We start from the raw sequence: 22,609 nt of genomic DNA, 5'->3' as shown, positions 1-22,609 counted from the left end.
ATCTTATTGGAGGTCAAAGGCGCCGCGCAGTTCCAGACTGTCGGCATAGTGGCAGGCGGTTTGGTGACCGGGGCTTGCAGTGGGCTGCAATTGCGGCAGCTCCGTTTTGCAGCGGTCGGTCGCAAAACGGCAGCGTGGATGGAAAGGGCAGCCGGACGGCACATTGGCGGGATCTGCCACGTCGCCGGGCAGGCGAATGCGGCGAGAACGGCCTTTGACCGCCGGGTTGGCGACAGGCACGGCCGACAGCAGCGCCTCGGTATAGGGGTGGCGCGGGCGTTCGAAGAGGCTATCGACCGGCGCCATCTCGACAATGCGGCCGACATACATCACGGCGACGCGGTCGCAGATATGCCGCACCACGCTTAGATCGTGGGATACAAAAAGGTAGGTCAGTCCCAATTCGCTCTGGAGATCCTGAAGCAGGTTGATGATCTGCGCACGCACGCTGACATCGAGCGCCGAGACAGCCTCATCAGCAATGACGAAACGCGGATTGGGAGCCAAAGCGCGGGCGATGCTGATGCGCTGGCGCTCACCTCCGGAAAAGGCATGCGGAAAGCGCCCCATGGCCTCGGGCCGCAGGCCGACTTTCTGCAGGAGCTCCGCCACTCGCGATTCAAGATCTGCAGCGGAGACGAGGTGGTTGACCTTGAGCACTTCGCCGATGATATCGATCACCCGCATACGCGGGTTTAAGGAAGCCTGCGGATCCTGGAACACCGCGCGCATGTCGCGATAGATCGGGATCATCTGTTCCTGGTTCGCCTTGGCAAGATCGACCACCGCGCCATCGGCCTGCCGGTAGTTGATGGTGCCTTCCGTCGGCGGATTGACCCGCAGCAGCGCACGCGTAGTCGTCGATTTGCCGCAACCGCTTTCACCGACCAGACCGAGCGTCTCCCCGGCATTGATATGAAAGCTCACGCCATCGACGGCCTTGACATGGCCGACGACACGATTGAAGAGCCCGGCGCGAATGGGAAAATGCACCTTCAGATTATCGATCTCGAGCAGCCGCTCTCTTGTCTCATTGGTGGGCTGAAGCATCAGGAAAGCTCTCCAAGAGCACGATCGATGTCGCCACGATCGGCATGCAGGTGACAGCGCACGACACGGCCGGGCTCAGGATGGACCGGCCACGGAACCAGACGATCGCAAACGCCGGGCATGAACGCGTCGCAACGTGGATGGAACATGCAGCCGGCAGGACGTTCGAATGGCGACGGCACCATTCCCCTGATGGTCTGCAGCCGGCCGCCCCGTTCGCGCGTGAATGTTGGGATGGAGCGCAAAAGCGCTCGTGTATAGGGGTGTTTGGCATTCCGGAAGATCGAGAGGCTGTCGCCCTGCTCGACGATTTTGCCGAGATACATCACGGCAATTTCGTCCGCGATCTCCGCCACCACACCAAGATCATGCGTGATGAAGACGATGGAGATCCCCAGTTCTTCCTGAAGTCCGAGTAGCAGATCGACGATATTGGCCTGTGTGGTCACATCGAGCGCTGTCGTTGGCTCATCGGCGATCAGCAGTCGGGGCGAGGCGGATAGCGCAAGTGCAATGCAGATGCGTTGACGCATGCCGCCGGAAAATTCAAAGGCGTAATTGTTAAGACGCTCCGCTGGTCGCGGAATGCCCACCTTCGCGAGCATTTCGACAGCATGAGCATCGGCGGCCTTCTTGCCGAGCTTGGTATGAAGCCGGATCGCCTCGCGCATCTGGTTGCCGATGGTATGGACCGGCGAGAGCGCCGCCATCGGTTCCTGCGAAATCAGCCCAATCTCGCCGCCGCGGATGGAGCGCATCTGTGCGCCTCGCGGATCGAGCTTGGTGATCTCAACAGGCGCTTCGCCGGGTCGGCGATGGTAGCGAATGTTGCCCTCCACGACCTTTCCCGGGCGGGGCACCTGATTGAGGATGGCGCGACCTGTGATCGATTTTCCAGACCCGCTTTCGCCGACGATGCAGAGCGTCTTGCCTTGGGGGATGGTCAGCGACACGCCTTCGAGCGCGTCGATGACGCCGTCATGGGTGAAGAAGCGGACTTTCAGGCCATCGATCTCGACCAGCGGGCTGGATGTGGCGGCGGCCTTCGGGCGGGCTTCAGTGGGAGTAAGGGTCGACTGCATCACGCAAACCGTCTCCGAGGAAATTGAGGGCGAGCACGGCGATGACGACCGCAAGGCCGGGCAGGAAGAGCCACGGCGCGCTCGATACCGCGAGGATATTCTGGGCATCCTTCAGGAGGACCCCCCAACTGACGACCGGCGGCCTGAGGCCGATGCCGAGGAAGGAAAGCGAGGTTTCCGCAAGGATCATGCCCGGGATGGCAAGCGTGACGGAGGCAATGATGTGGCTCATGAAGCTCGGCACCATATGCCGCCAGATGATCCGCTGCTGGCGACAGCCATCGAGCCGTGCAGCGATGACGAAATCCTCTGTTCGCAGCGACAGGAAGCGGCCGCGAATGACGCGGGCGATATCGGTCCACCCGAGCAGCGACAGGATTACCGTGATCCAGAGATAGACCATCAGGGGATCGATGTTGGGCGGGATGGCGGCGGCAAGACCCATCCACAGCGGAATGGTGGGAATGGATTTGAGGAATTCGATGACGCGCTGGATGATATCGTCGATCCAGCCGCCGTAATAGCCAGAGATGCCGCCCAGCGTTATGCCGAGAAGCAGCGAAATGGTGACGCCGACAAGGCCGATCGACATGGAGACGCGGGCCCCATAGACAGTACGGCTGAAGACATCCTGACCGAGCCGGTCGGCGCCAAAAATATAGAAGGGCCTTCCCTTTTCCACCGGGCCGATCAGGTGGATCGACATGGGGATCAGGCCCCAGAGGCGATAGGATTCGCCGCGGACAAAAAAGCCCACCGGAATGACCTTCGAGGGGTCGGTCTCGAAAGAGCGCGACAGGGAGATTGGGTCGACCTTGACGGTGTAGTCGTTGACATAGAGGAGATGGTGTTCCCCATCACTATCGGTCCCCCATATCTTGATCATCTGAGGCGGCGCATAGGTATAGGAAACCGCGTAGGTTACCGGCGAAACCGGAGCGACGAATTCCGCGAACAGCGCCACGAGATAGATTGCGAGCACGATGATGCCGCTGACAAGCGCCGCCTTGTGCATCTTGAACCGCCGCCATGTGAGCACCCAAGGACCGGCGGAGCCCGGACCCTTGGCGAGAGCGGTCGAGACGACTGGAGTGAAAATGGTTTCGGCCACTGGCTTTCTCCTAGCGGTATCGAATGCGCGGATCGAGGATGGCGAGAAGGATGTCCGACAAAAGCGTGCCGACCAGGGTGAGCCCCGACAGCAGCAGGATAAGACCGCCTGCCAGGTACATGTCCTGAGCAAAGAGCGCTTTGAGCAGCAACGGCCCGGCGGTCGGCAGGCTGAGAACGATGGATGTTATCGTCTCGCCGGAGATCAGCGCCGGCAACACCCAGCCGATCGTCGAGACGAAGGGGTTGAGCGCGACACGGACGGGGTATTTGAGCAGAAGTTTCGTTTCGTGTACGCCGCGGGCTCGCACCATCTCGACATAGGGCTTGTTCAGTTCGTCAAGGAGATTGGCGCGCATGATGCGGATCAGCGCCGCCATGCCGGATGAGCCGAGGACTATGACGGGCAGCCACAGGTGCTTGCTGAGGTCCAGAACGCGAGCCCAGCTCCATGGTGCGTTGGAATAGGCCGGAGAGAACAACCCGCCGACGCCGGCCCCGAAATAACGCGAGGCAACGTACATCAGCACCAGTGCAAGCAGGAAGTTCGGAATTGCCAGGCCCAGGAAGCCGAAGAAGGTCGCGACAAGATCTCCGGCCGAATGCTGCCGCACGGCGGAGTATACGCCGATCGGAAAAGAGATCAGCCAGACGAACACAAGAGTGGTCATCGAGACGATGAGAGTCAGGCCGAGCCGGTCCCAGATAAGGCTTGAGACCGGCAGGTTCCACTCGAAGGACTGGCCGAAATCGCCGCGGAATACGATGCCGCTGATCCAGTACCAATATTGCACATACCAGGGCTGATCGAGCCCGTACTGCGCGCGCAGTGCTATTACCAGCGATGTATCAAGCACTTCGTTTTGCGCGGCTTTTTCTGCCGTCAGAGCCGTCAGGAAGTCACCCGGCGGAAGCTGGATGACGATGAACGCCACCAGCGAGATGACGATCATGGTCGGGATCATCAACAGGATTCGTCGGATGATGAAAGACAGCATTGTTCGCGCTCCGCCTTGGTGCAGCCGCTGGTCAGAATGGCTCAAAGAATGCAAGCCGGCCGTTTGAGGTGCCGACTTGCATTGGAGTTTGGGTCAGTTCTGGGAGAAGTAATATTGTTCCGGGTTCGTCGGCCCGGGTGTCACATAGAAGAATGTGTTCGGCATGGAGGCCGGCACGTTGTGCATGTTGTTCTTCACGACACCGACCTTGTCCGGGTCCATGTTGGTGCCGATGATGTAGAACTGATCCTTTGTGATCGCCAGAACCTGTTTCATCAGCTCCATTTGCTCCTTGAGCGAACTGGCTGTTTGAACCTGGCGATAGAGATCCTGCTGCTTCTTGATGATGGCCGGCGGCTCTTCGGCATGCGGATCGGACGGATTCTGATAGTACAGACCCCATGCGGTCGCGTAGCTCGATTCCTTGCTGAAGGGCACGTACCATTTGGGATCGAGAAGCCCGAGCAAATCGTATCCGCCGCCGCCAATCCAGACGAGCGCATCCTCGTCGTTGGATTGCAGCCGGGCAAAGGCGAGCGATTGTTCGACCGGGCGCACCTGCATGTCGATGCCGACTGCGGCCCAGTAGACCTTGATCCGTTCCAGGGCGTCGATCTGCAGCGGCATCGTCGTCAATACGTCAATCGGAAAGGAAATGCGGTTGCCTTCGCTGTCGAGGCGGAAACCCTGTGCGTCCTTCTTGGTGAGGCCGGCTGCGTCCAGATGCTGGTTGGCCCTATCGACGCTGTATTCGGTGTATTGGTGCGCCATTCCGTCGTCATAGAGGACCGTATTCGGACGCGGAGAACCTTGGTAGGGCTGGGCCACACCCGCATAGATCAGCTGGTTGAGTTCGTCGCGGTTTATGGCGTAGCTGAGGCCAATGCGGAAATCCTTGTTGCTGAAGGCCTTTCTGAGTGTCGGGTTCTTATCCGTCTGGTTGAGGTTGATCAGCATTGCGTTGGACCAGGCAGGCTGGGAGATGAAGAGCTTGTAATCGCCCTGCTGCTGGTTCTGGACGATGACGGGACGTACGTCGACGGAATCCAGATATTGCGTCTGCATGTCGATCTGGCCGTTGATCGCCTTGAGCACCACTGCCTGAGGGTCTTGGACGACATCAAGCGCGACCTTATCGATATAGGGCAATTGATGGCCGGCCGGATCGACCTTGTAATAATAGGGGTTGCGCGCGGCCACGACCTGCGACGTCCCGGAGTAGGGCGTATCCAGTTTCCAGGGATCCAGCACCGGGCGCTTGGCGTCGCGCCAGCGGTTGGGCTGGATGATCTTGTTGGTGATCAACTGCACCCAGTCCGCCGCACCCTGCGCCTTCGCAAGGGCCGCAACACCATCCGGATTATATTTCTTGTGAAACTGCTTGAGATATTGTTCGGCGGAGCCGGCAATGATGTCCGATCCGGCGATTGTCGCCATGGTCGGCAGAAACAGGCCGTTGGGCGCGGCAAAAATAAAGGCCACTTCGTAGTCGCCACGCTTTACGACCTTCACCGGTTGACCACCGCTGACCAGCCAGCTCGGCACTGCCGGCGTGATATCCTTGTTCATCAGGATATCGTTGTACCAGAACAGGATGTTGTCGGCGGTAAACGGTGTGCCGTCAGACCATTTGGTGCCTTCACGTAGCTTGAAGACGAACTCCGTCGCGTTGTTGTTCTCCGTCACGCTCTCGGCAAGATCGGGCACGATCTTCGTCCAGGCCGGGTCCCAGCGCACCAGGCGGGTATAGCCGATTGTGCGGTCGAGCATGCTGTCGGAGCTGCCGATCATCGCCATTCGCCATGTGCCGCCATATTGGCCGACGGATTCGGTCGGCTGCACCACAAGTGGGTTCTTCGGCAGGCGAGCCTGTACCGGTGGCAAGGTGCCAGCCGTGACCTGGGCATCGAGGGCCGGTGCCTCGGAATAGGTCTGCGCAAAAGCGCTCGTCGATATCAGCAGGCTTGATGCGAGGGCTAAGGCGAAGCTCCGCACCCGAGGGCGAAGCCCTGTGTCGTCAATCATCATTTCCTCCCTGCGTATCACTCCCTTGATACGTTAACGATAACGTATGAGAGGCGATCTTTTTTGTCAATCCACAGAATGGAAAACTGCTATTTTGTGGGAAAAGCCCGAAAATATAATGAGTTTGAATGCGATGGCGCCTGAGGGATTGCATAATCTATGAGATAACGTTAACTGAGAAAATCAGTCTTTTCGGCGAGGATCATGAGCAAGACCCGGCTATCCGACGTAGCGCGAGCAGCGGGAGTTTCCCCGATGACGGTGTCGCGCGTCCTCAATGGGCAAGGGGGCGCCAGCCCGGAAACCAGCGAGCGCATTCGGCAGATCGCCGACGAGATGCGCTATCGTCCCAATGCCTTGGCTCGCGGCCTCAAGTCGGACAAGTCACGCATCGTCGGGGTGCTTGTGCCTGACATCGCCAATCCGTTTTTCCCTGAGATCATCCGGGGAATTGAGAGCGTGGCGATGCAAAACGGCTATAATCTGCTGTTGTGCAACGTTGTAGAAAGTGCTGAGCGCGAAATCGACCTCATGCAGATTCTCGAAAGCCAGCGTGTCGACGGTATCGTCTGGTGCAGTGCGCGTTTGCCCGAGCAGTCCCTGATCAAGGCGCTGCAGGGCTACAAGGCAGCGGTGTTGGTAAACCGCAGCGTGGCTCCGAGCATTGCTGGAAGCATCATGATCGATTATCGCTCGGGCGCTGCGGATGCGGCACGACACCTTTGGAGCCTTGGGCGGCGGCGCATCGGCGTATTGGCAGGACCAATCGCCTCGCAAGGGGCGGCCGAACGGCTTGAAGGTATCCGCATGGCCTTCGGCGGGTTGGGAACGGAAGCCGTTGCGATTGTTCACTGCAAACCTGATGTCGGCGGTGGTGCGGTTGCGAGCCGCCAGATCCTCGCGGACCACCCCCATATCGACGGTCTCATCTGTTACAACGACCTCAATGCGGTCGGAGCGCTGCAGACGTGCGAAGCATTGAACATCGGCGTTCCGCAGGACCTCAGCATCATCGGTTTCGACGGCATCTCGCTCGCCGAGTTGGTTCGGCCGCAATTGTCGACACTGCATGTCGATAAATACAGCATCGGTCAGCTTAGCATGCGCATGCTGCTGGATCGCATCGATGGGAAATTCATCCAGCACAGCATCGTCATTCGTCCGGAGCTGATATTGCGTGGCTCGACATCCAAGGCATGATCCCAAAGGTGCAAAACCGCCCCAAGATCATGTCTGATGAAACAAATCGGACGCCGAGGCGCCCTAGTTTGCGAGCAGTTCTTTGAGATAGTTGAGATCTTGCCGCAGGTAGGGGGTCACATCATCGCCCATACGTGGGCCATGACCGTCCGGATCGCTATATTCGGCGGGCAGGCAATAGGTTCCCGAAAAGCTGATTTTCTTGAGGCACGCGACCAGTTCCTTCCACGAATAGACCGAATGCTGATGGGTCGTCCAATGCACCTTATAGCTTGCGATGTCTTCCGGTCCATTGGTGCGATTGCGGAATGCGCTCTTGAAGTTCACTAGCCCGTGCATCCGATCCTTCAGGATATCCACGGCAATAGCCGTCGCTTCCCCATCGAGACCGCAATGGGCCATGTCGAGAACGGCGCAGACATGCTTTGGATCATATTTTTCGATCAGGTGGAGAACACCGATAGCGCTGCCGATATAGTTGCCGCTGTGATTTTGGATGCCGGCAGTTACGCCGAAGCGATCGAGCAGCGGCACCATCGCATCGAACTCGCGCCGGTAGTTGTCTATCTGCTTTGCGTAGCTGACGGTGGGGTCGATCGTCATGCAGATGCGGATGATCGGCACGCCGGCGTCGCCGCAAGCGGCAATCATCGGCTCGTCAACGGTGCCTGCGATGCTGGCGATCTTCAGTCCGCGTTCGCCGAGCGTCCTGGCGGCGGCGCTAAGATCGCGCCGGACATTTTCGGGGGTGACCTGATACCCAGGCCGGACCGGAAGCTCTACGCCGCCCAATCCCAGACCTGCCAGCTTGTCGGCCAGCGAGGGCAGGGGCTCTTTCCAAGGCTTGGTGAAGACGGAAAAAATATCGGACATTTGCAAGCCTTTCCTGCGTGAGGATGGAGCGAACGATTGCCTGTCTCTGGTGCGGTCGGCGATTGCGTTCGACATGGGATCGCGCCGACTTTCACGCTTCGTGGAACAGTTTGTGTAACGTAACACTACTGCTCGAATGTGTGTCAACGAAAATATTTTCCAACATATGTAACAAAATATTTGTGGCCATTTGACATGATTGGCTTATAGGCTTTATGAATTAGTAAAACGTTGCACCAGTGTGATGAATATGTTTCTTATGAGATATTCCCGTGACTGGGGATTGCAGGCGGTGAATTGAATGGCTGGAATCCATGAGGTCGCGCGCATTGCCGGAGTATCCGCCAGCACCGTGTCGAACGTCATCAACGGTCGGGACGAGAAGATGCGGCCCGAGACCAAGCGTCGCGTCCTCGATGCGATCACGCAACTGAACTATTCACCCAATATCGCGGCCCGCCAGCTGAAATCGGGACAGACGTCCACGATCGGTCTGATCGTTCCTTCCGTGGCCAATCCGTTCTGGGGCTCTGTTGCGCATCATGTCGAGCGCGTCGCCTTGCAGCATGGTTACAAGGTGCTGATCTGCAATGCCGAACGCGATCCTGTCGTGGAGACGCGTTACGCGGAAACCTTACTGGCCTCCGGCATCACCGGCATCATCCTGGGCTCGTCGCCTTTATCTTTCGAGCACCTTCGCGATCTCGCTGACAATGGTCTCCACATCGCCGCCTTCGATCGTCGAAATCATGGCGCGGAGAATGTCGTCGCCTGCAGCGTCAGTCTGGATCAGGAGCTTGCCGGTATGATTGCCGCACAGCATCTGATCGGTCTTGGTCATAAACGTATTGCCGTCGTCTCGGGGCCATTTAAGACAAATAGTCGCCTCGGTCGCTTGAACGGGATCCGGGCGGCCATGGGACGCGCCAAGCTGGAGCTGCCCGATGATATGATCTGGCAGGGCGGCGATGTCATCGGATTTGGCGACAATGAAGGGGCGGAACTCGGAAGGATCGGCATACGTGAGCTCTTGAGCCGCGATTATCCGCCGACGGCGATCATTGCCGTCAATGACATGTATGCGCTTGGGGCCTATGCCGGAGCCCGCGATCTCGGCTTCCGGGTGCCGGAGGATTTATCGATCGTTGGGTTCGACGACATTGTCCTGTCGGAAATCGCACAGCCCGCCTTGACCACCATACGTCAACCAGTGCCCGCAATGGCCGACGCCATCGTGCGCGCTCTGATCAGGCGTATGGAAGGCGAAGCTGTCGAAGGCGAGCAGGCGCATATCGACGTTGCGCCGCAGCTCATCGTGCGCGGATCGACAGCATCGGTGCACAGAGCTGATCGGGCGTGAGGAGTGGAGGAGATGAGAGCACATGGGTGAGGACATCGCAGGAGAAACGATATTCATTGCCGGCGCAGGCGGCGGCATGGGACGCGCCATTGCAATCGCAGCTGCCAAGGCAGGCGCTGACTTGATCCTGCTCGGGCGGAGCGCCGATGGTCTTGCGAAGACCGCAGCCGCGGCTGGTCGCGCAAAACTTTCCATCGTTGCCGATGCATCGGACGCGGCGGCGCTTGCAGCCGCGCTCAAGCCGCATGCAACGCACCTCGAAAAGGTCGGAGTGTTGGTCAACGCCATCGGTACAAACATCGTCGAGCGCTCGTTTGATCGATTGACGCCGCAGTCTTGGGCCGCAATGCTCGATGCCAATCTGACGGCGGCCTTCAATCTGTCTCAGCTCGTCCTGCCGTCGATGCGTGCCAATCGAAAAGGCCTCATTATTCACGTTTCATCGACCGCAGCGCGCAAGCCCGACCTTTCGGGCGCCGCCTATCAGGCGTCGAAGGCCGGCGTCATGGCTCTGACCCATGCCATCATGGAGGAAGAGTGGGCGAATGGCATCCGCGCCACATCCATTCTACCCGGCATGACCAACACGCCCCTGCTCGACCGAAGGCCCGTGCCCGTCACCCCCGAAGCCCGTGCGGCGGCGCTTCAGCCCGAGGATATCGCTGCTGCCTGTATGTTTGTCATGCAGCTTCCCGCGCGTGCGTATGTATCGGAGATCCATCTTCAGCCCAGTCGCCGTTGAGCGCCCTTTCACGCGCAAATCCCTTCAGACAGGAAGAACCATGAATTTTTCAGGAAAAGTCGTGCTGATCACTGGCGGAGCCTCCGGCATCGGCGGAGCGACAACGCGCGCCTTTATCAAAGCGGGCGCCAAGGTCGCGTTCACCTATCTCACCAGCGCCGAAGAGGCCGTACGGATCGAACGAGAGGCAGAAGAGGCGGGCACGATTGCGCTTGGGTTCAAAGCGGATGTGAGCCAACCCGATGCTGTTGCGCAGTTATTTCTGGAGGTCGAAGGCACCTTCGGGCCTGTCGACGTCGTCTTCGCCAATGCCGGTGGCCTCATCAAGCGCAGCCGCTGTGTCGATGCGACTTTGGATCTCTGGCAGGAGGCCATGTCCATCAATGTCTTCAGCACGTTTCTCACAGTCCAGGCGGCGTTGCGTTCGATGGAAAAGCGCGAAGCCGGCGCCATCGTCACCATGTCGTCGCTCGCGGGCTTTGACGGCGGTGGTATGGGCGCTTCGCATTATGCCGCGAGTAAGGCAGCCGTTGCCACCTTCACGCGGGCGCTTGCAAAGGAGGTCGGCCCACTCGGCATTCGCGTCAACGGCGTCGCGCCGGGCCTGATTGGAACGCGCTTCCACGACACGTTCAACACGCCCGACGGCCGCGCCGCCGCAGTCGAACGGACGCCGCTCAGGCGTGAGGGAGCTCCAGACGACGTTGCGCAAGCCGTACTTTATCTGGCTTCGGACGCAGCGGCGTTTATCACTGGCGAGATCCTGCAGATCAATGGTGGCACCGGCTTCTGACGTTCGCTTTGCCTTGCCCGTAATTCAGCCAATAGGGATGCCTCTTCATGTCTACCGAAAGCAAGCCTTCCGCCTCCTTGTCGACCAGCCGTCCGACGGTGGCCATATTGCTCACGCCGGCGATGCGCAAACAGGTCGTCCCCCCTGCGGCAGAGGAAAAACTGGCTGCTGTAGCGAATATCCGCGCAGCCGCCGAAGGCGAACTGTCGACTGAAAATCTGCCGCGTCTCTTGGAAGGCGCGACGGCGGCGATTACTGGATGGGGCACCCCGTCGCTCGATGAACTGCTGCTTGCCCGGCTTCCCTCGCTGAAGCTGCTTGCGCATGCGGCTGGAAGCGTTCGCAAGCTCGCACCTTTGGCCGCAATCGAGGAGGGCAGGCTGCAGGTAACACATGCAGCAAGCCAGATCGGTTCCTCCGTCGTCGAGTTTGTTATCAGCCAGACGCTTTCTTTCCTGCGCAATCCGAGCAAGCTCAATGACGGCATGAAGGCCGGAGAATCCTGGTTCGATCTTCGGGAGAGATATCTCGGCCGGCTTCTCGGGGCTCAAACGGTCGGTGTGGTCGGAGCCGGTTATGTTGGAAGGCTGATGATCGGTTTGTTCCGCGCTTTCGGAGCCCGGGTCCTTGTTAGCGACCCTTATCTGTCTGTCGGGCAGGCCGCCGAACTTGGTGTGGAGCTATGCGACCTCAACGATCTGTTCCGCAGCAGCGACATCGTCTCGCTGCATGTGCCGTCTCTTCCGGAAACGCACCGCATGATCGGCGAAGCGCAGCTTGCTCTGCTCCGTGACGGGGCGCTGTTTATCAATACAGCCCGCGGCACGATCGTTGATGAAACGGCTCTGATCGAAGCCCTCCAACAGAATCGTTTCACAGCGATCCTTGATGTCTACGAAAACGAACCGCTTCCGGCCGATAGCATCTTCCGCACATTGACCAATGCAATCATATCGCCGCACGCTGCCGGACATACAGTCGAAACACGCCTGCGGCAGGGAAGTGCTGCAGTCGACGAAGTCTGCTTGTTCCTCGCCGGGAAGCCGCTTCGCTACGAAGTCACAAAATCCATTCTCGCGACGATGGCGTAAGCGATATCGCTTTTCGCCCACCGCCTCCTGCGGGTCGCAAGTGTTCGGATGGTGGCAGACACGATAAAAGCATCTGTCGAAGGCGGGGAATAAAAACATCTTAGAGAGCGAGGAGTCGTCATCCCTGACTGATTGGGATATTACGGAATACGAGTAGTTCCGCCATATATCTCAACCAGCTGGATCGCCAAAGCGTGTGCGTTGCCACCGACTAGGGAAGGACTGAACTTGCGCCGTGTCGTTTGGATCGTCTTTGGAATCCTAGCCGCATTATTCATCCTACTTTCGGCGAGTTGGGCATCCCTTGCCATCTGGTACCGTCTGCCAGCCCCGATTTTTCTCCGAGCAATCGTCGCAGTGTTATTTGCGTTGTTCGGCGTTATCACGGTCGTTGCGCTATTTACCGGCTGGCGCATAAAGGCTGCGCTTGCATTCGCAATTGTGTTGCTCCTTGTGCTGGGATGGTGGAGCACGATCGAACCGCCTGCCAACGCGCAATGGGCACCGGATGTGGCGAGGCAAGTCACGGGAGTCCGCAATGGCGACATCCTGACGCTTACGGATCTGCGCGATTTCGACTGGAGGAGCAACCAAGACTTCAGCGAGCGGTGGACGACAAGGACATACGATCTCTCCCGGATCGAAAGGATTGACCTCTTCATGTCCTATTGGGCCGGGCCGGAGATGGCCCACATGATCTTGAGCTTCGGCTTTGCCGGAGGCGAGCAACTCGCCTGGTCCGTGGAGGTCCGACGGCGTCAAGGTGGGGAGTTCTCGCCGATCGCCGATCTGTTCAAAAGTAACCCATTGGTCATCATCGCGGCCGACGAACGCGATGTTGTCGGCGTGCGGTCCAACGTACGCGGTGAGGATGTCCAGCTCTACCGTCTGAGAGCCTCGCCCGAGCAGGCGCGGGCGCTGCTTCTGCAGTATGTCGCCGATGCCAACGCGCTCGCCACGAAACCGGAATTCTACAACTCGATCACGACGAACTGCACGACAACCGTGGCGAAGATGATGCGTGCGGTCGGTGACGTCGTGCCCTTCGATTGGCGATTGATCGTCAATGGCTATCTGCCCGATTACGCGTATGACCGGGGCGCCCTCGATACGCGCCTGCCGATGTCGAAACTGAGGATGCTGTCCCATATCGACAAACGGGCCGAGGCAATCGGCCTTTCCGAGGGCTTTTCGACGGCCATCCGTGTCGACGTCCCCGATCCGAAATCTTGAAAAAAGTGTTCGTTGCCTATCGTCGGCCGCCGGCGCAGATTCTAAAAATGGTTGCGGGGCGGCTGAACGAGCCTGGGCGACAGCTATGTCGCCTAGCTTACGGTCGGTGACATTACTCGCCCTCAAAAAGGTAGTGGCCTGGTCGAGAAAAACGACCAAGCCACTTTTGCCAGGTCAGGGGTCAAATCTGATCAGAGCAAGCTAACAATAAGTAACGCTTAGTGGTTGTCAACAGCACCTAACCCCAAATCGGGCCGCCTGTTCGCCCACGCGCGGTCCCCACCGCAGTAGGGTCGCAGTGGCACATTCGATGCCGGGTTGTAGAGCCATGAAGACTTGTTCGGGTTGGGCGGGAACTCAATCAGGCGGTAATGGCATTGAGCATTTCCTCGCCGGTGATGATTCTTTCGACCTGCTCGATGGTCGTTTTTTTCGGATCTATGTCGTCTGCGACAATCCGTCCGCCTCGCATAACGATAATGCGGTCGACCACCTGAAACACGTGGTGGATGTTGTGGGCGATGAAAATGCAGGAATGACCGGTGTCGCGTGCTTCGCGAACGAAGCGCAACACTCCCTGCGTTTCGGCAACGCCCAGATTGTTGGTGGGCTCATCCAAGACGATCAGATCACTGTCAAACTGCATGGCACGAGCGATCGCGACTGCTTGGCGTTCACCCCCGGACAGGGCAGCGATAGCAGTGTCCGGCGGGATATCCTTCGTAATGCCTACTCGCTTCAAAAGGTCTCGAGCGGACGCGTTCATTGTGGCTTGGTCCAATCGGCCTAAAAAGCGACTTCCCTTGATGGGCTCCCGCCCCAGGAAGAGATTTCGGGCGATTGACAGCTGCGGAACGAGTGCGGAATCTTGAAAAATCGTCTCAATTCCGTGCGCAATCGCATCGGCCGTGCTTTTGAGTTCGACTTTTTCCCCCTTGATTATGATGTCCCCAGTCGTCAGTGGTACGGCGCCGGATAAGACCTTAATCAGGGTTGATTTGCCCGCGCCATTGTCGCCGAGCAAGCCCACCACTTCGCGCGTTTTGACGGTGAGGCTAACGTCGCGAAGCGCATGAATACGGCCGTAGAACTTGTTGATTTTCTCCATACGGATGAGGTCTTCGGCCATCGTCTACACTCCCGCGTTATGTCGCCGTTCGAGCCATGAATGCAGCGCCATCATGCCAAGGATGATTGCCCCAATGAAAATATTGTAGGCGAGCCCAGGCACCCCCACCATCACGATGCCGTTTCGCATGATGCGCAGAATGAAGATGCCAAGCACCGTTCCAATGATGGTCCCCCGCCCCCCGGTCAGCACCGTACCGCCAATGACGACCATCGCGATCACCTCAAGCTCGTAACCGGTCCCGCTATTTGGATTCGCCGCCGACGTGCGGATGGAGCTGATCACCCCCGCAAGCGAGGCCATGGCCGAAGACACCATGAACAAGTAAACCTTGGTTCGGTTAACATTAACGCCGCGAGCACGCGCCGCGTTGGGATTGCCGCCGGAAGCCTGTATCCAATTGCCGAATTTCGTCTGAGTGAGAACAAAGTGGGCGGCGAACGCCGCAATCGCGAACCACAGCACTGACATGTACATGCGGAAGCTGCCGATGAAGAAGCTCCCAGCCAAGAGGTCGGCAAACCAATTGCCCTCGGCTGTCCACGTGCGCTGGGGAAAGCCGTCCGTAATATAGAGAGCGGTGCCTCGCACCACCAGGAGCATGCCCAGCGTGACCAGAAAGGACGGGATGCTCAGCTTTGTAACGAACCACCCGTTAACAAAGCCAATGAGGAGACTGACAGCGAGTGCGACGAGGAAGGCGGCACCGAGCGGCATCAGATTGCCGTTGAACACCGTCCACATCAAAACTGCGGAGAAGCCGAAGACCGAACCGACGGACAAATCGAATTCCCCTGCGGTCATCAGCAGGGTCATCGCCAACGCGATAAGCCCGAGTTCGACAGTAAACGAGAGAGTATTGCTGATGTTTTGAAGTGAGAGAAAGTCCGAATTGAATGACCAGAAGATCACAAGCTCAAGGACCAGCAGGACGAGTGGGCCGAATTCGGGCTTCGAAACAAACCGTTGAAGAAAGGAATGTTGTTGCATTGATGCTCACCGATTGGGGTGGGCCACCCGGTTTGAACCGGGTGACACAGCCAGTACGACTTTCGACGACGTTATTTGCCAGAGAGAATTTTGTCGTAGATCGCGGCTTTGTCTTTTTCGTAAAGAGCGCCGGTGATGATGTTAAAGCCGGGCGGGATCTTGCCCGCTGCCATGGCTGCCATTGACAAAGCCATGTAGCTGGTTGCCTGCGGATCCTGCCATTGAGCGGCATTCACGTAACCCGTCAGAACTTCCTGCGTGGTATCGGGCGAATTGCCCCAGCCGACGACGGGGATTTCGCCTGGCTTTACGCCGACCTGATCGAACACCCGCTTGATGCTTCCGGTTACGAGATCGCCGAGCCCGATGATTGCCTTGACCTTCGAGCGATTGGCGGTGAGGTAATCCGACATGCGCGTGATGATTTCAGCCTGGTCCAACGTAGCGTCTGTCACTTCCCACGTGATGTTCAGCGGCTTGAAGACGCTGGATATTCCTTCTTCTTCCTGCACGCCGTAAGTCGCACCGGGAACCTCGACCGGCATCCAGACGAAGTCACCAGATTTCACCAGCTTCTTGTCAACGAGATATTGCGCCCAGTTCCGGCCGAAAGCCTTGTTGTCACCACCAACGTAGGCGTTAAAGCTCGCCTGGGGATCGGGCGTGTTGAAGTTGATGATTGGGATATTGGCGGCGTTGGCCTCCTTAACAACCTGGACGAGGCTGCCCGGGTCGGGGCTGGTGGTCACGATCCCGGTAGCCCCCGCCGAAATTGCAGCCCTCACAGCCTCCTGCTGCGCGGGAACATCACCGTTGTGGAACGATGTGTTGACCTTGTTGCCGGTGTCCTCAGCCCAAAGCTTTGCTCCTGCCAGAAAATAGGTCCAGACAGGATCGGCCGGAGAACCGTGCGAGATCCAATAGTAGGTTTTGCCCTGCGCATAGGCCGCCGAAACGAAGCCTGCTCCTACGGCAATGACGATCGCCGAGAGTAACGTGATAGCTTTCTTTAGCACGTGATAACTCCTCCCTTGGCCCGGTTGTCTGACCGAGCTGTTTGATTCGCTGACCTCCCAGTCAACATCAAAATGCTTCGCATGCTGCGTCATTTTGACGTTCAAAAGCCAGCCGGAGGTTGAGGAAGATGTCAAGCGACTCTGGTCTCGAATCTGAGCCGGCGGAGCAGAATATGAAGTTATGGATGAACCAACCCATCATTTTGAAGTAGTCGAATATCATGTGGCAGGTGCCGTTGCTTTTCGGCGGCAAGATCGCGGCTGCGGACACGTTCATTTACATTTTGTATAAGTCGGAAAACTCACGACCATGTCGCGGCCAATTTAATCGGGCAAACATGGAAGGCCACCTCCCACACTAGCTGTGGCCATTTCGTCGGTACTTTATTTTTCAAGGAGAAGAAATGCGTGCGATGATCAACGCGCCCTCGCGCAAGGGTAGTGAGAGGAGCTTTCAGCAGGAATGCCAGTTTGCAATCGAGCCCTCGATGTTGGGACTTCTCGAAAAGGCCCAGACTGCCGGCTGGAGCCGGCAACAGGTTGCATGCGCCATGATCGTCCTGGCGGCTTGTTTTCTCGACAGTCAATCGTCTTCGCCATTTGCTGCGTGCTGACCGAGATTTTGGTATAATTGTGGTGCCGCCGGCTTGGGGACCTGCGGGTGGTGTCACGAGAAACCATGATCCCGAGAGGAATATGAGATGCTCGATGTCCACAAGTCCAAGCCGAAAGACCTTGAATCCATCGCTCGCAGTGGCAGCCCTCTTCGCCGAATTGCGGCACGTATCCCGACATATCTGACCGATGTGCGTGAAAATCCGGCCTGGTTGCCGATGTTCCTCTTGGCGCGGACGATGCCGTTTCGCCGGGCTCACTGGCTGATGGCCGAGCCGGTTCCGCAGATATCTGCTCCCGAGCCGTCAATGTTCGGCGCAATCCAAGCTGAAACCGTGTCAGCGGAACTGAAGAGGACCGGTATCTTCATTGGCCTGACCTTGCCGCCGGCAATCCACGAGGAGATCGCCCGCTTTGGACAAGAAACGCCGTGTTTCGGGAATTTTGAACGCAAGCTTGAATTTCTCGCCAAAGATCATGCGGAAGCCGAGCGGCGCTTCGGTCGCACGATATTGAGCGGACATCATTTCGAACGTGTCCTGCAATGCGAGGCCGCCATTGCCGTGCAAAAGGACCCGTTGCTTCTCAATGTGGCAAGGCACTATCTCGGGGGCGAGGCGAAATTGATCACTACGCGGCTATGGTGGAGTTTCCCGACAAAATCCGCATCAGATGCCGACCTCAGCCGCGCTTCGTTCAAATACCATTTTGATCTCGATGATTGGCGCATGCTGAAATTCTTCTTCTATCTCTCCGACGTCGATGGGGATGCAGGTCCGCATGTCTATATCCGCGGTAGCCACAACCGTCGGAGCATAAAACATCAGATAACGCTGCTGGTAGGGCATCCGGCAGAAGAAGTGCTCAAGTTTTATGGTGAAGACAGCGTTTTGACGTTGACCGGCAGCGCCGGGACAGGATTCGTTGAGGATCCCTTCGGCTTCCATATGGGAACATTGGCAAAGCAGACGCCGCGCCTGATGATGGAAGTCGGATTTGGCGTGTCGAAGCCGTCAAAGCGACGCTATCACGGCGAGCCTGTCGTACGCTGAACACCTTCGCTAAAGCGCTGGTGACTTCCGCTCGGAGCCCCGTATGCGCCATTCTGCCGAAGACGATGGATACGCTTGAATCGATGTAGGATGGTCACCTTGCGGAGGAGATGCAAAACCGGCTAAAGCCCGGGATCACCATTAATCGAAAGAGACGCCATGAACGTTCGAACGACCGGCACTTACGGCAATGCCGTCGTCATTGGCGTACTTCTAATGTTGCTCGGCGATTTCCTATTTTCGCTGAACGATGCAATGGGCAAATGGCTGGTCGAGAGCTTTTCAGTTGGCCAGGTGCTGGTGGTGCGCTCGCTCGGCTCCTTTATCATCCTCGTGCCTTTGATCGCACGGCAGGGAAGCGACAAGCTTTTCCGCGTCGAGCGCGTCCCGCTGCAGGTCCTGCGTGTCGTCTTGACGACCGCCGACGTCGGCCTGTTTTATGCCGCCGTCGCCTATTTGCCGCTGGCGGATGTCATGACCTTCTATATGGCCGGCCCCATCTATGTGGCGGCGCTCTCGCATTTTTTCCTCGGCGAGACCATCGGATGGCGTCGCTGGCTCGCGGTGATCATCGGCTTCATCGGCGTTTTGATTGCACTCAGACCCTCCACGGCGATGCTATCCTGGCCGTCGATCTTTGGTCTTGCCGGTAGCCTTTCGTTTTCGCTGACCTTGGTCCTCGGACGACGCTTGCGTCTGACGAGCGACGTGACGCTCGTCACGTGGCAGACGGTCGCTGCTCTAATGACCGGTTTGGTGCTCAGCCTTGGCCACTGGCGTTCCTTCTCAGCGCTCGATTTCGCAGCAATGCTGGCGCTCGGGATCGTCGCCGGGAGCGCTCATATGATGATCACCCGCTCGCTGAAGCTCGCTCCAGCCTCGTTGCTTGCCCCGCTGCAATACAGTCTGCTCGTCTGGGCGATCGCTCTCGGCTTCCTTTTCTTCGGCGATCTTCCGGACAGCCAGATTCTGATAGGCTCCGCGGTCATTGTTGTCGCTGGCCTCTTCATCTTCCACCGGAAGAACCTCACGGGAGTTATCCCAAAAGAGGCCGTTCCGCCGGATGGGCACTGAGCGGGAGGGCGGCTATCGCGTGCCAACATGCATCCGGTCGCCTGGGATGATCGAGTCTCTGAAGGTTTCGGCAATGAAATGACCCGCAAGTGTCTTGCGGTTTTCGGCGCCGTTCATGGTAATGCGCAGCATTCCGCGCTACGTCGCGATGCGGAAACGGCTAAGCAAGTTCTTGCAAGCCACATCCAAGCTGGTGTCGAGCACGCCCTGGCTGCCGGGGCCTTGTGAACCATTTGCGGCAACGACGCGTCATGCGACTTTCTGCAAACCATAAGGAAGCGCCTGCAGCCCACTGTTTACATTTGCGATTCCCCGCCAAGCCCAGGCTGGCAGCCTCTCGAACTTGCCGCTGACCAGACGACGCGCCATCGCAATTTCTCCGCAGCCTTTCTGACGCCAACGTCAGACCAATGACAATGTCGCAGGCAGATTGTGATACTGTCGCGAGATACTCGAAGATCACTCGAGCCATCTTTCCGCGAAGTAGGGACTGAGGATCTAAGCCCAATCGATGGAAACAAAAGCCCGGTTCGCTCCGGGGAAACGGCACGAAATGCTGGCACTTGCGATGGGAGATTGAGATGGATGATCGCGCCTTACAGGTGGAGTTGAAGCGTCATTGGGATGCTTCTGACGCGGGCGATTTCAAGGTCGAACATGAAATCTATCGCGAGGATGCTGTGCTGGATTATCCGCAATCGGGCGAGCGGATTCGCGGTCGGCAGAACATTCAAGAGAGCCGGTTCGTCCAGCCAAACAAGAAGCGTTTTACCGTCCGGCGAATTGTCGGCAGCGGCAATCTTTGGGTCACTGAATTTGTCCTCACCTACGACGGCAAACCATCCTATGTGGTGAGCATCATGGAATTCCAAGAGGGACTTGTGGGCCACGAAACGCAATATTTCACGGACGGGTTTGACCCCGCACCCTCGCGTGCGCATCTTGTTGAGCGATTGAACGGGACCACGCCATCCTGAATTCAGTGCCGGGGGAGGCTGTGCGATGCAAAACGATGGGCACGCCACTTGCGTTGCTATTAAGGGCGACCGTCCGCACTGTGAGGATCAAGCCCTGCGGCGAGCAACCTTTTAAGGGTGGCATCGGTCCTTCAGGCTGGTTCCGCTGTCGAAGGCCCGCGCATATTGGCCGGCCCCTGGACCACCAAAACCTATAGGAGAAGGCAATGCCGATCTCATCGACAGAGCTAGAAACAGCCGCCGACGTCTTTGCCGAAGTGCGCACCAAGCCGCTGTTTATAATGAAACTGGATGTCAGACCTGCGCTCGTGTTCGGCGACACGCCGGTCACACACCGGCGAGTCCGGATCGTTGACGGCGGTCGTTTCGAAGGCGAGCGCCTCTCCGGCGATGTTCTGGACGGAGGAAGCGACTGGCAGGCGGTTCGTACGGACGGCTGTATCGTATTGGACGCACGATTGAACCTTAGGACCGATGACGGAGCACTGATTTGCATGAGCTACCGGGGCTTGCGTCACGGTCCCGCGGAGGTGATGGCTCGCATCGAGAAGGGGCAGGTCGTGGACCCGGCAAGCTACTATTTCAGGATCAATCCCATGTTTGAGACGGCATCCGAGAAATACAGCTGGTTGAACGGCGTCCTTGGTGTCGGTATCGGTCACCGTTTCGAGGACGGACTTGTCTATAACGTGTTTGAATTGCTTTGACGCGAACATCGGCGGGGAAAAGCGATCCCTCGCTCTCCTCAAGATCCCCTACTACCCAACGGGATGCCTATGCCGGCTAAATCGCCAATTTCATCTCGCGATAGTGCTCCGTCAATCTTGCCAGGTCAAAGGCCCTATTGAGTCCGCTTGGATTTGGAAGCACCCAGATCGAAGCCCCTGCAAATTCGTCCGGCTGTCTGCCCCATTCGACATGCGCTCTCAGACTGATAGCTGCGTATGCCGCCTTACCTAGAAACGCCAAATTCCGTGGTGCAAGCTTTCTTATCTTGTCTTCCAGGGCAGGAACGGCGGTGATGTAATCGCGTTTCTTGAGTTCGCTGGCGCTCTTCGTGGGACGGGAGACTGCCGATGTCAGGCCCAAGCCATAATTCAGTATCTCGCGTTCCTCGTCCGCCCGCAGCAGGCGTGGCGTAAATCCGGCGAGATGCAATACCCGCCAAAAGCGGTTGCTTCGGTTCGAGAAATTGTGGCCGTCTCGCTCGGCGGAAAGGGCAGGATTCAATCCGCAGAAGACCACTGAAAGGTGAGGTGCGAGGATTTCCGACAGCCCGCTCGCCTGCGTTGCGGTTTCGACCTGATTATCAATGTCCTCGGCTATGGCATTGTCCTGCATATCAACTTTCCTTGCGGGAGCGGAAGCGAGGGCGACGCGCAATTGGCACCTCGTCCAATCAGGATGTATGGCGGCCTGATGGGCCTGCGATCTGCGCCATGACAGGCTGAATCCCGTCCTCGTGATGCAATTCGTCGATCAGGAGCCGAAACCAGCTATAACCAACCCAGAGCGAGAGCTTGTCATCGATGTCCTCGGCGCGGACCTCGCCGCGGGCAGCAGCAATCGTCAGCATTCGTTTTACGTCGGCAGTACGCTCAGGGAGAAACCTCTCGCGCAATGCGCCCAGCGCCTCTTTCGTGCCCTGCGCCTCGGCAATCAAGCCCCGCAATGCGGCTCCCGCAGGGTGTGACCGCCAAAACCGCCACAGGCTTGTCGTGTATTGCACCAGGTCCTCAACCAGGTTTCCTGTGTCGGGAAGCGGCACGAAGGTCGTTCGTTCGGTCGTATAGATTGCGATGAAGAGGTCCGCTTTCGTCGGGTACCATCGGTAGATCGTCGTTTTTCCCGCTCCGGCCCGGCGAGCGACCTCATCGACAGAAAATCCGGCGTAACCCTTTTCGCTGATGAGTTCCTTCGCGGCCGCAAGGACGGCAGCCTCGGCTTCGGGGTTGCGGCGCGATCCTATGGACGTTCGCCTTTTGGCGGGGAGGGACTTCGGCTTCGTGGTCATACATCAGGCCTAGCTCAAACCCGTGCCAGCGATCAACAAGGAAACGATCGCACACGCCCGAACCAAGATATATGGCTCTGCCGCGGCTGACGGTTCAATAGGCGCCTGCCACGCCTAGGCCAACAAAGGTCTTCCTTGCCCCCCAAGGGCATGACGCCCGGCGTGACTGCGAGGATCACGGTGGT

The 22,609-nt window shown here is 58.1% G+C and carries 22 protein-coding genes and 1 pseudogene; 12 read left to right on the top strand and 11 right to left on the bottom strand.

Annotated elements, in window-relative coordinates; all coding sequences use genetic code 11:
- Positions 1 to 3 precede the first annotated feature (3 nt).
- The 5 genes from FHT86_RS22700 to FHT86_RS22680 form a co-directional block, all read right to left on the bottom strand.
- Entirely contained in the window at positions 4 to 1,050 is a 1,047-nt protein-coding gene (locus tag FHT86_RS22700; protein ID WP_133709719.1) for an ABC transporter ATP-binding protein, read from the bottom strand.
- The gene (locus FHT86_RS22695; RefSeq protein ID WP_133709718.1) at positions 1,050 to 2,132 is read right to left on the bottom strand and encodes an ABC transporter ATP-binding protein; all 1,083 of its coding nucleotides are present in this window, start codon (positions 2,130 to 2,132) and stop codon (positions 1,050 to 1,052) included. The genes FHT86_RS22700 and FHT86_RS22695 overlap by 1 nt, the downstream gene beginning before the upstream one ends.
- Positions 2,107 to 3,231 (bottom strand): ABC transporter permease, encoded by a 1,125-nt coding sequence (locus FHT86_RS22690; protein ID WP_409527617.1) that lies wholly within the window; start codon positions 3,229 to 3,231, stop codon positions 2,107 to 2,109. The genes FHT86_RS22695 and FHT86_RS22690 overlap by 26 nt, the downstream gene beginning before the upstream one ends.
- Before the next feature lie 22 nt (positions 3,232 to 3,253).
- Complete coding sequence (locus FHT86_RS22685) at positions 3,254 to 4,240, bottom strand: ABC transporter permease (protein ID WP_133709717.1); 987 nt, start codon at positions 4,238 to 4,240, stop codon at positions 3,254 to 3,256.
- A gap of 93 nt (positions 4,241 to 4,333) precedes the next feature.
- Positions 4,334 to 6,265, bottom strand: coding sequence for an ABC transporter substrate-binding protein (locus FHT86_RS22680; protein WP_133709716.1), 1,932 nt, complete (start codon positions 6,263 to 6,265; stop codon positions 4,334 to 4,336).
- 204 nt (positions 6,266 to 6,469) lie between these two features.
- Between FHT86_RS22680 and FHT86_RS22675 the strand changes: the two genes are divergently transcribed.
- Entirely contained in the window at positions 6,470 to 7,465 is a 996-nt protein-coding gene (locus tag FHT86_RS22675; RefSeq protein ID WP_133709715.1) for a LacI family DNA-binding transcriptional regulator, read from the top strand.
- A 63-nt stretch (positions 7,466 to 7,528) separates the two neighbouring features.
- On the opposite strand, the gene FHT86_RS22670 is transcribed toward FHT86_RS22675, so the two are convergent.
- The gene (locus FHT86_RS22670; RefSeq protein ID WP_166656909.1) at positions 7,529 to 8,338 is read right to left on the bottom strand and encodes a sugar phosphate isomerase/epimerase family protein; all 810 of its coding nucleotides are present in this window, start codon (positions 8,336 to 8,338) and stop codon (positions 7,529 to 7,531) included.
- Between the two features lie 301 nt (positions 8,339 to 8,639).
- Here FHT86_RS22670 and FHT86_RS22665 point away from each other — a divergent pair, with 301 nt between their 5' ends.
- From FHT86_RS22665 to FHT86_RS22645, 5 genes are all read left to right on the top strand, one after another.
- Complete coding sequence (locus FHT86_RS22665; protein WP_133709713.1) at positions 8,640 to 9,698, top strand: LacI family DNA-binding transcriptional regulator; 1,059 nt, start codon at positions 8,640 to 8,642, stop codon at positions 9,696 to 9,698.
- Positions 9,699 to 9,720: 22 nt separating this feature from the next.
- On the top strand, positions 9,721 to 10,440 hold the full coding sequence (locus tag FHT86_RS22660) for an SDR family oxidoreductase (RefSeq protein ID WP_133709712.1): 720 nt from the start codon (positions 9,721 to 9,723) through the stop codon (positions 10,438 to 10,440).
- Between the two features lie 40 nt (positions 10,441 to 10,480).
- Positions 10,481 to 11,233 (top strand): SDR family NAD(P)-dependent oxidoreductase, encoded by a 753-nt coding sequence (locus FHT86_RS22655; RefSeq protein ID WP_166656908.1) that lies wholly within the window; start codon positions 10,481 to 10,483, stop codon positions 11,231 to 11,233.
- A 47-nt stretch (positions 11,234 to 11,280) separates the two neighbouring features.
- Complete coding sequence (locus FHT86_RS22650) at positions 11,281 to 12,324, top strand: hydroxyacid dehydrogenase (protein WP_133709710.1); 1,044 nt, start codon at positions 11,281 to 11,283, stop codon at positions 12,322 to 12,324.
- 228 nt (positions 12,325 to 12,552) lie between these two features.
- On the top strand, positions 12,553 to 13,557 hold the full coding sequence (locus FHT86_RS22645) for a DUF4105 domain-containing protein (protein ID WP_133709709.1): 1,005 nt from the start codon (positions 12,553 to 12,555) through the stop codon (positions 13,555 to 13,557).
- A 361-nt stretch (positions 13,558 to 13,918) separates the two neighbouring features.
- Here the strand turns inward: FHT86_RS22645 and FHT86_RS22640 are convergent, their stop codons facing one another.
- The 3 genes from FHT86_RS22640 to FHT86_RS22630 all read right to left on the bottom strand — a co-directional run bounded on the left by FHT86_RS22640 (position 13,919) and on the right by FHT86_RS22630 (position 16,692).
- Entirely contained in the window at positions 13,919 to 14,686 is a 768-nt protein-coding gene (locus FHT86_RS22640) for an ATP-binding cassette domain-containing protein (protein ID WP_133709708.1), read from the bottom strand.
- A gap of 3 nt (positions 14,687 to 14,689) precedes the next feature.
- On the bottom strand, positions 14,690 to 15,676 hold the full coding sequence (locus FHT86_RS22635) for an ABC transporter permease (RefSeq protein ID WP_133709707.1): 987 nt from the start codon (positions 15,674 to 15,676) through the stop codon (positions 14,690 to 14,692).
- Between the two features lie 71 nt (positions 15,677 to 15,747).
- Complete coding sequence (locus FHT86_RS22630) at positions 15,748 to 16,692, bottom strand: substrate-binding domain-containing protein (protein WP_133709870.1); 945 nt, start codon at positions 16,690 to 16,692, stop codon at positions 15,748 to 15,750.
- Between the two features lie 404 nt (positions 16,693 to 17,096).
- Between FHT86_RS22630 and FHT86_RS22625 the strand changes: the two genes are divergently transcribed.
- The 6 genes and pseudogenes from FHT86_RS22625 to FHT86_RS22605 all read left to right on the top strand — a co-directional run bounded on the left by FHT86_RS22625 (position 17,097) and on the right by FHT86_RS22605 (position 21,117).
- Positions 17,097 to 17,306 carry a hypothetical protein gene (locus FHT86_RS22625; RefSeq protein WP_133709706.1) on the top strand — a complete coding sequence of 70 codons (210 nt, stop codon included), beginning with the start codon at positions 17,097 to 17,099 and terminating at the stop codon, positions 17,304 to 17,306.
- Between the two features lie 87 nt (positions 17,307 to 17,393).
- The gene (locus tag FHT86_RS22620) at positions 17,394 to 18,359 is read left to right on the top strand and encodes a hypothetical protein (RefSeq protein WP_133709705.1); all 966 of its coding nucleotides are present in this window, start codon (positions 17,394 to 17,396) and stop codon (positions 18,357 to 18,359) included.
- A gap of 159 nt (positions 18,360 to 18,518) precedes the next feature.
- On the top strand, positions 18,519 to 19,433 hold the full coding sequence (locus FHT86_RS22615) for a DMT family transporter (protein WP_133709704.1): 915 nt from the start codon (positions 18,519 to 18,521) through the stop codon (positions 19,431 to 19,433).
- 132 nt (positions 19,434 to 19,565) lie between these two features.
- Positions 19,566 to 19,661 (top strand): annotated as a pseudogene (locus FHT86_RS38140) (GntR family transcriptional regulator); the annotation flags it as partial.
- Positions 19,662 to 20,014: 353 nt separating this feature from the next.
- Entirely contained in the window at positions 20,015 to 20,410 is a 396-nt protein-coding gene (locus tag FHT86_RS22610; RefSeq protein WP_133709703.1) for a nuclear transport factor 2 family protein, read from the top strand.
- A 206-nt stretch (positions 20,411 to 20,616) separates the two neighbouring features.
- Positions 20,617 to 21,117: a DUF3237 domain-containing protein gene (locus tag FHT86_RS22605; protein WP_133709702.1), complete on the top strand. Its 501-nt coding sequence runs from the start codon at positions 20,617 to 20,619 to the stop codon at positions 21,115 to 21,117.
- A 76-nt stretch (positions 21,118 to 21,193) separates the two neighbouring features.
- On the opposite strand, the gene mug is transcribed toward FHT86_RS22605, so the two are convergent.
- Positions 21,194 to 21,751 (bottom strand): G/U mismatch-specific DNA glycosylase, encoded by a 558-nt coding sequence (gene mug / locus FHT86_RS22600; RefSeq protein ID WP_133709701.1) that lies wholly within the window; start codon positions 21,749 to 21,751, stop codon positions 21,194 to 21,196.
- Between the two features lie 58 nt (positions 21,752 to 21,809).
- Positions 21,810 to 22,424 (bottom strand): TetR/AcrR family transcriptional regulator, encoded by a 615-nt coding sequence (locus FHT86_RS22595; RefSeq protein WP_133709700.1) that lies wholly within the window; start codon positions 22,422 to 22,424, stop codon positions 21,810 to 21,812.
- Between the last annotated feature and the right edge of the window lie 185 nt (positions 22,425 to 22,609).

The organism is Rhizobium sp. BK313, from assembly GCF_014193655.1.
In the GTDB taxonomy this organism is placed as follows: domain Bacteria; phylum Pseudomonadota; class Alphaproteobacteria; order Rhizobiales; family Rhizobiaceae; genus Rhizobium.
The sequence above is the reverse complement of the archived record's forward strand: the minus strand, read 5'-3'. Positions and strand labels throughout refer to the sequence as shown.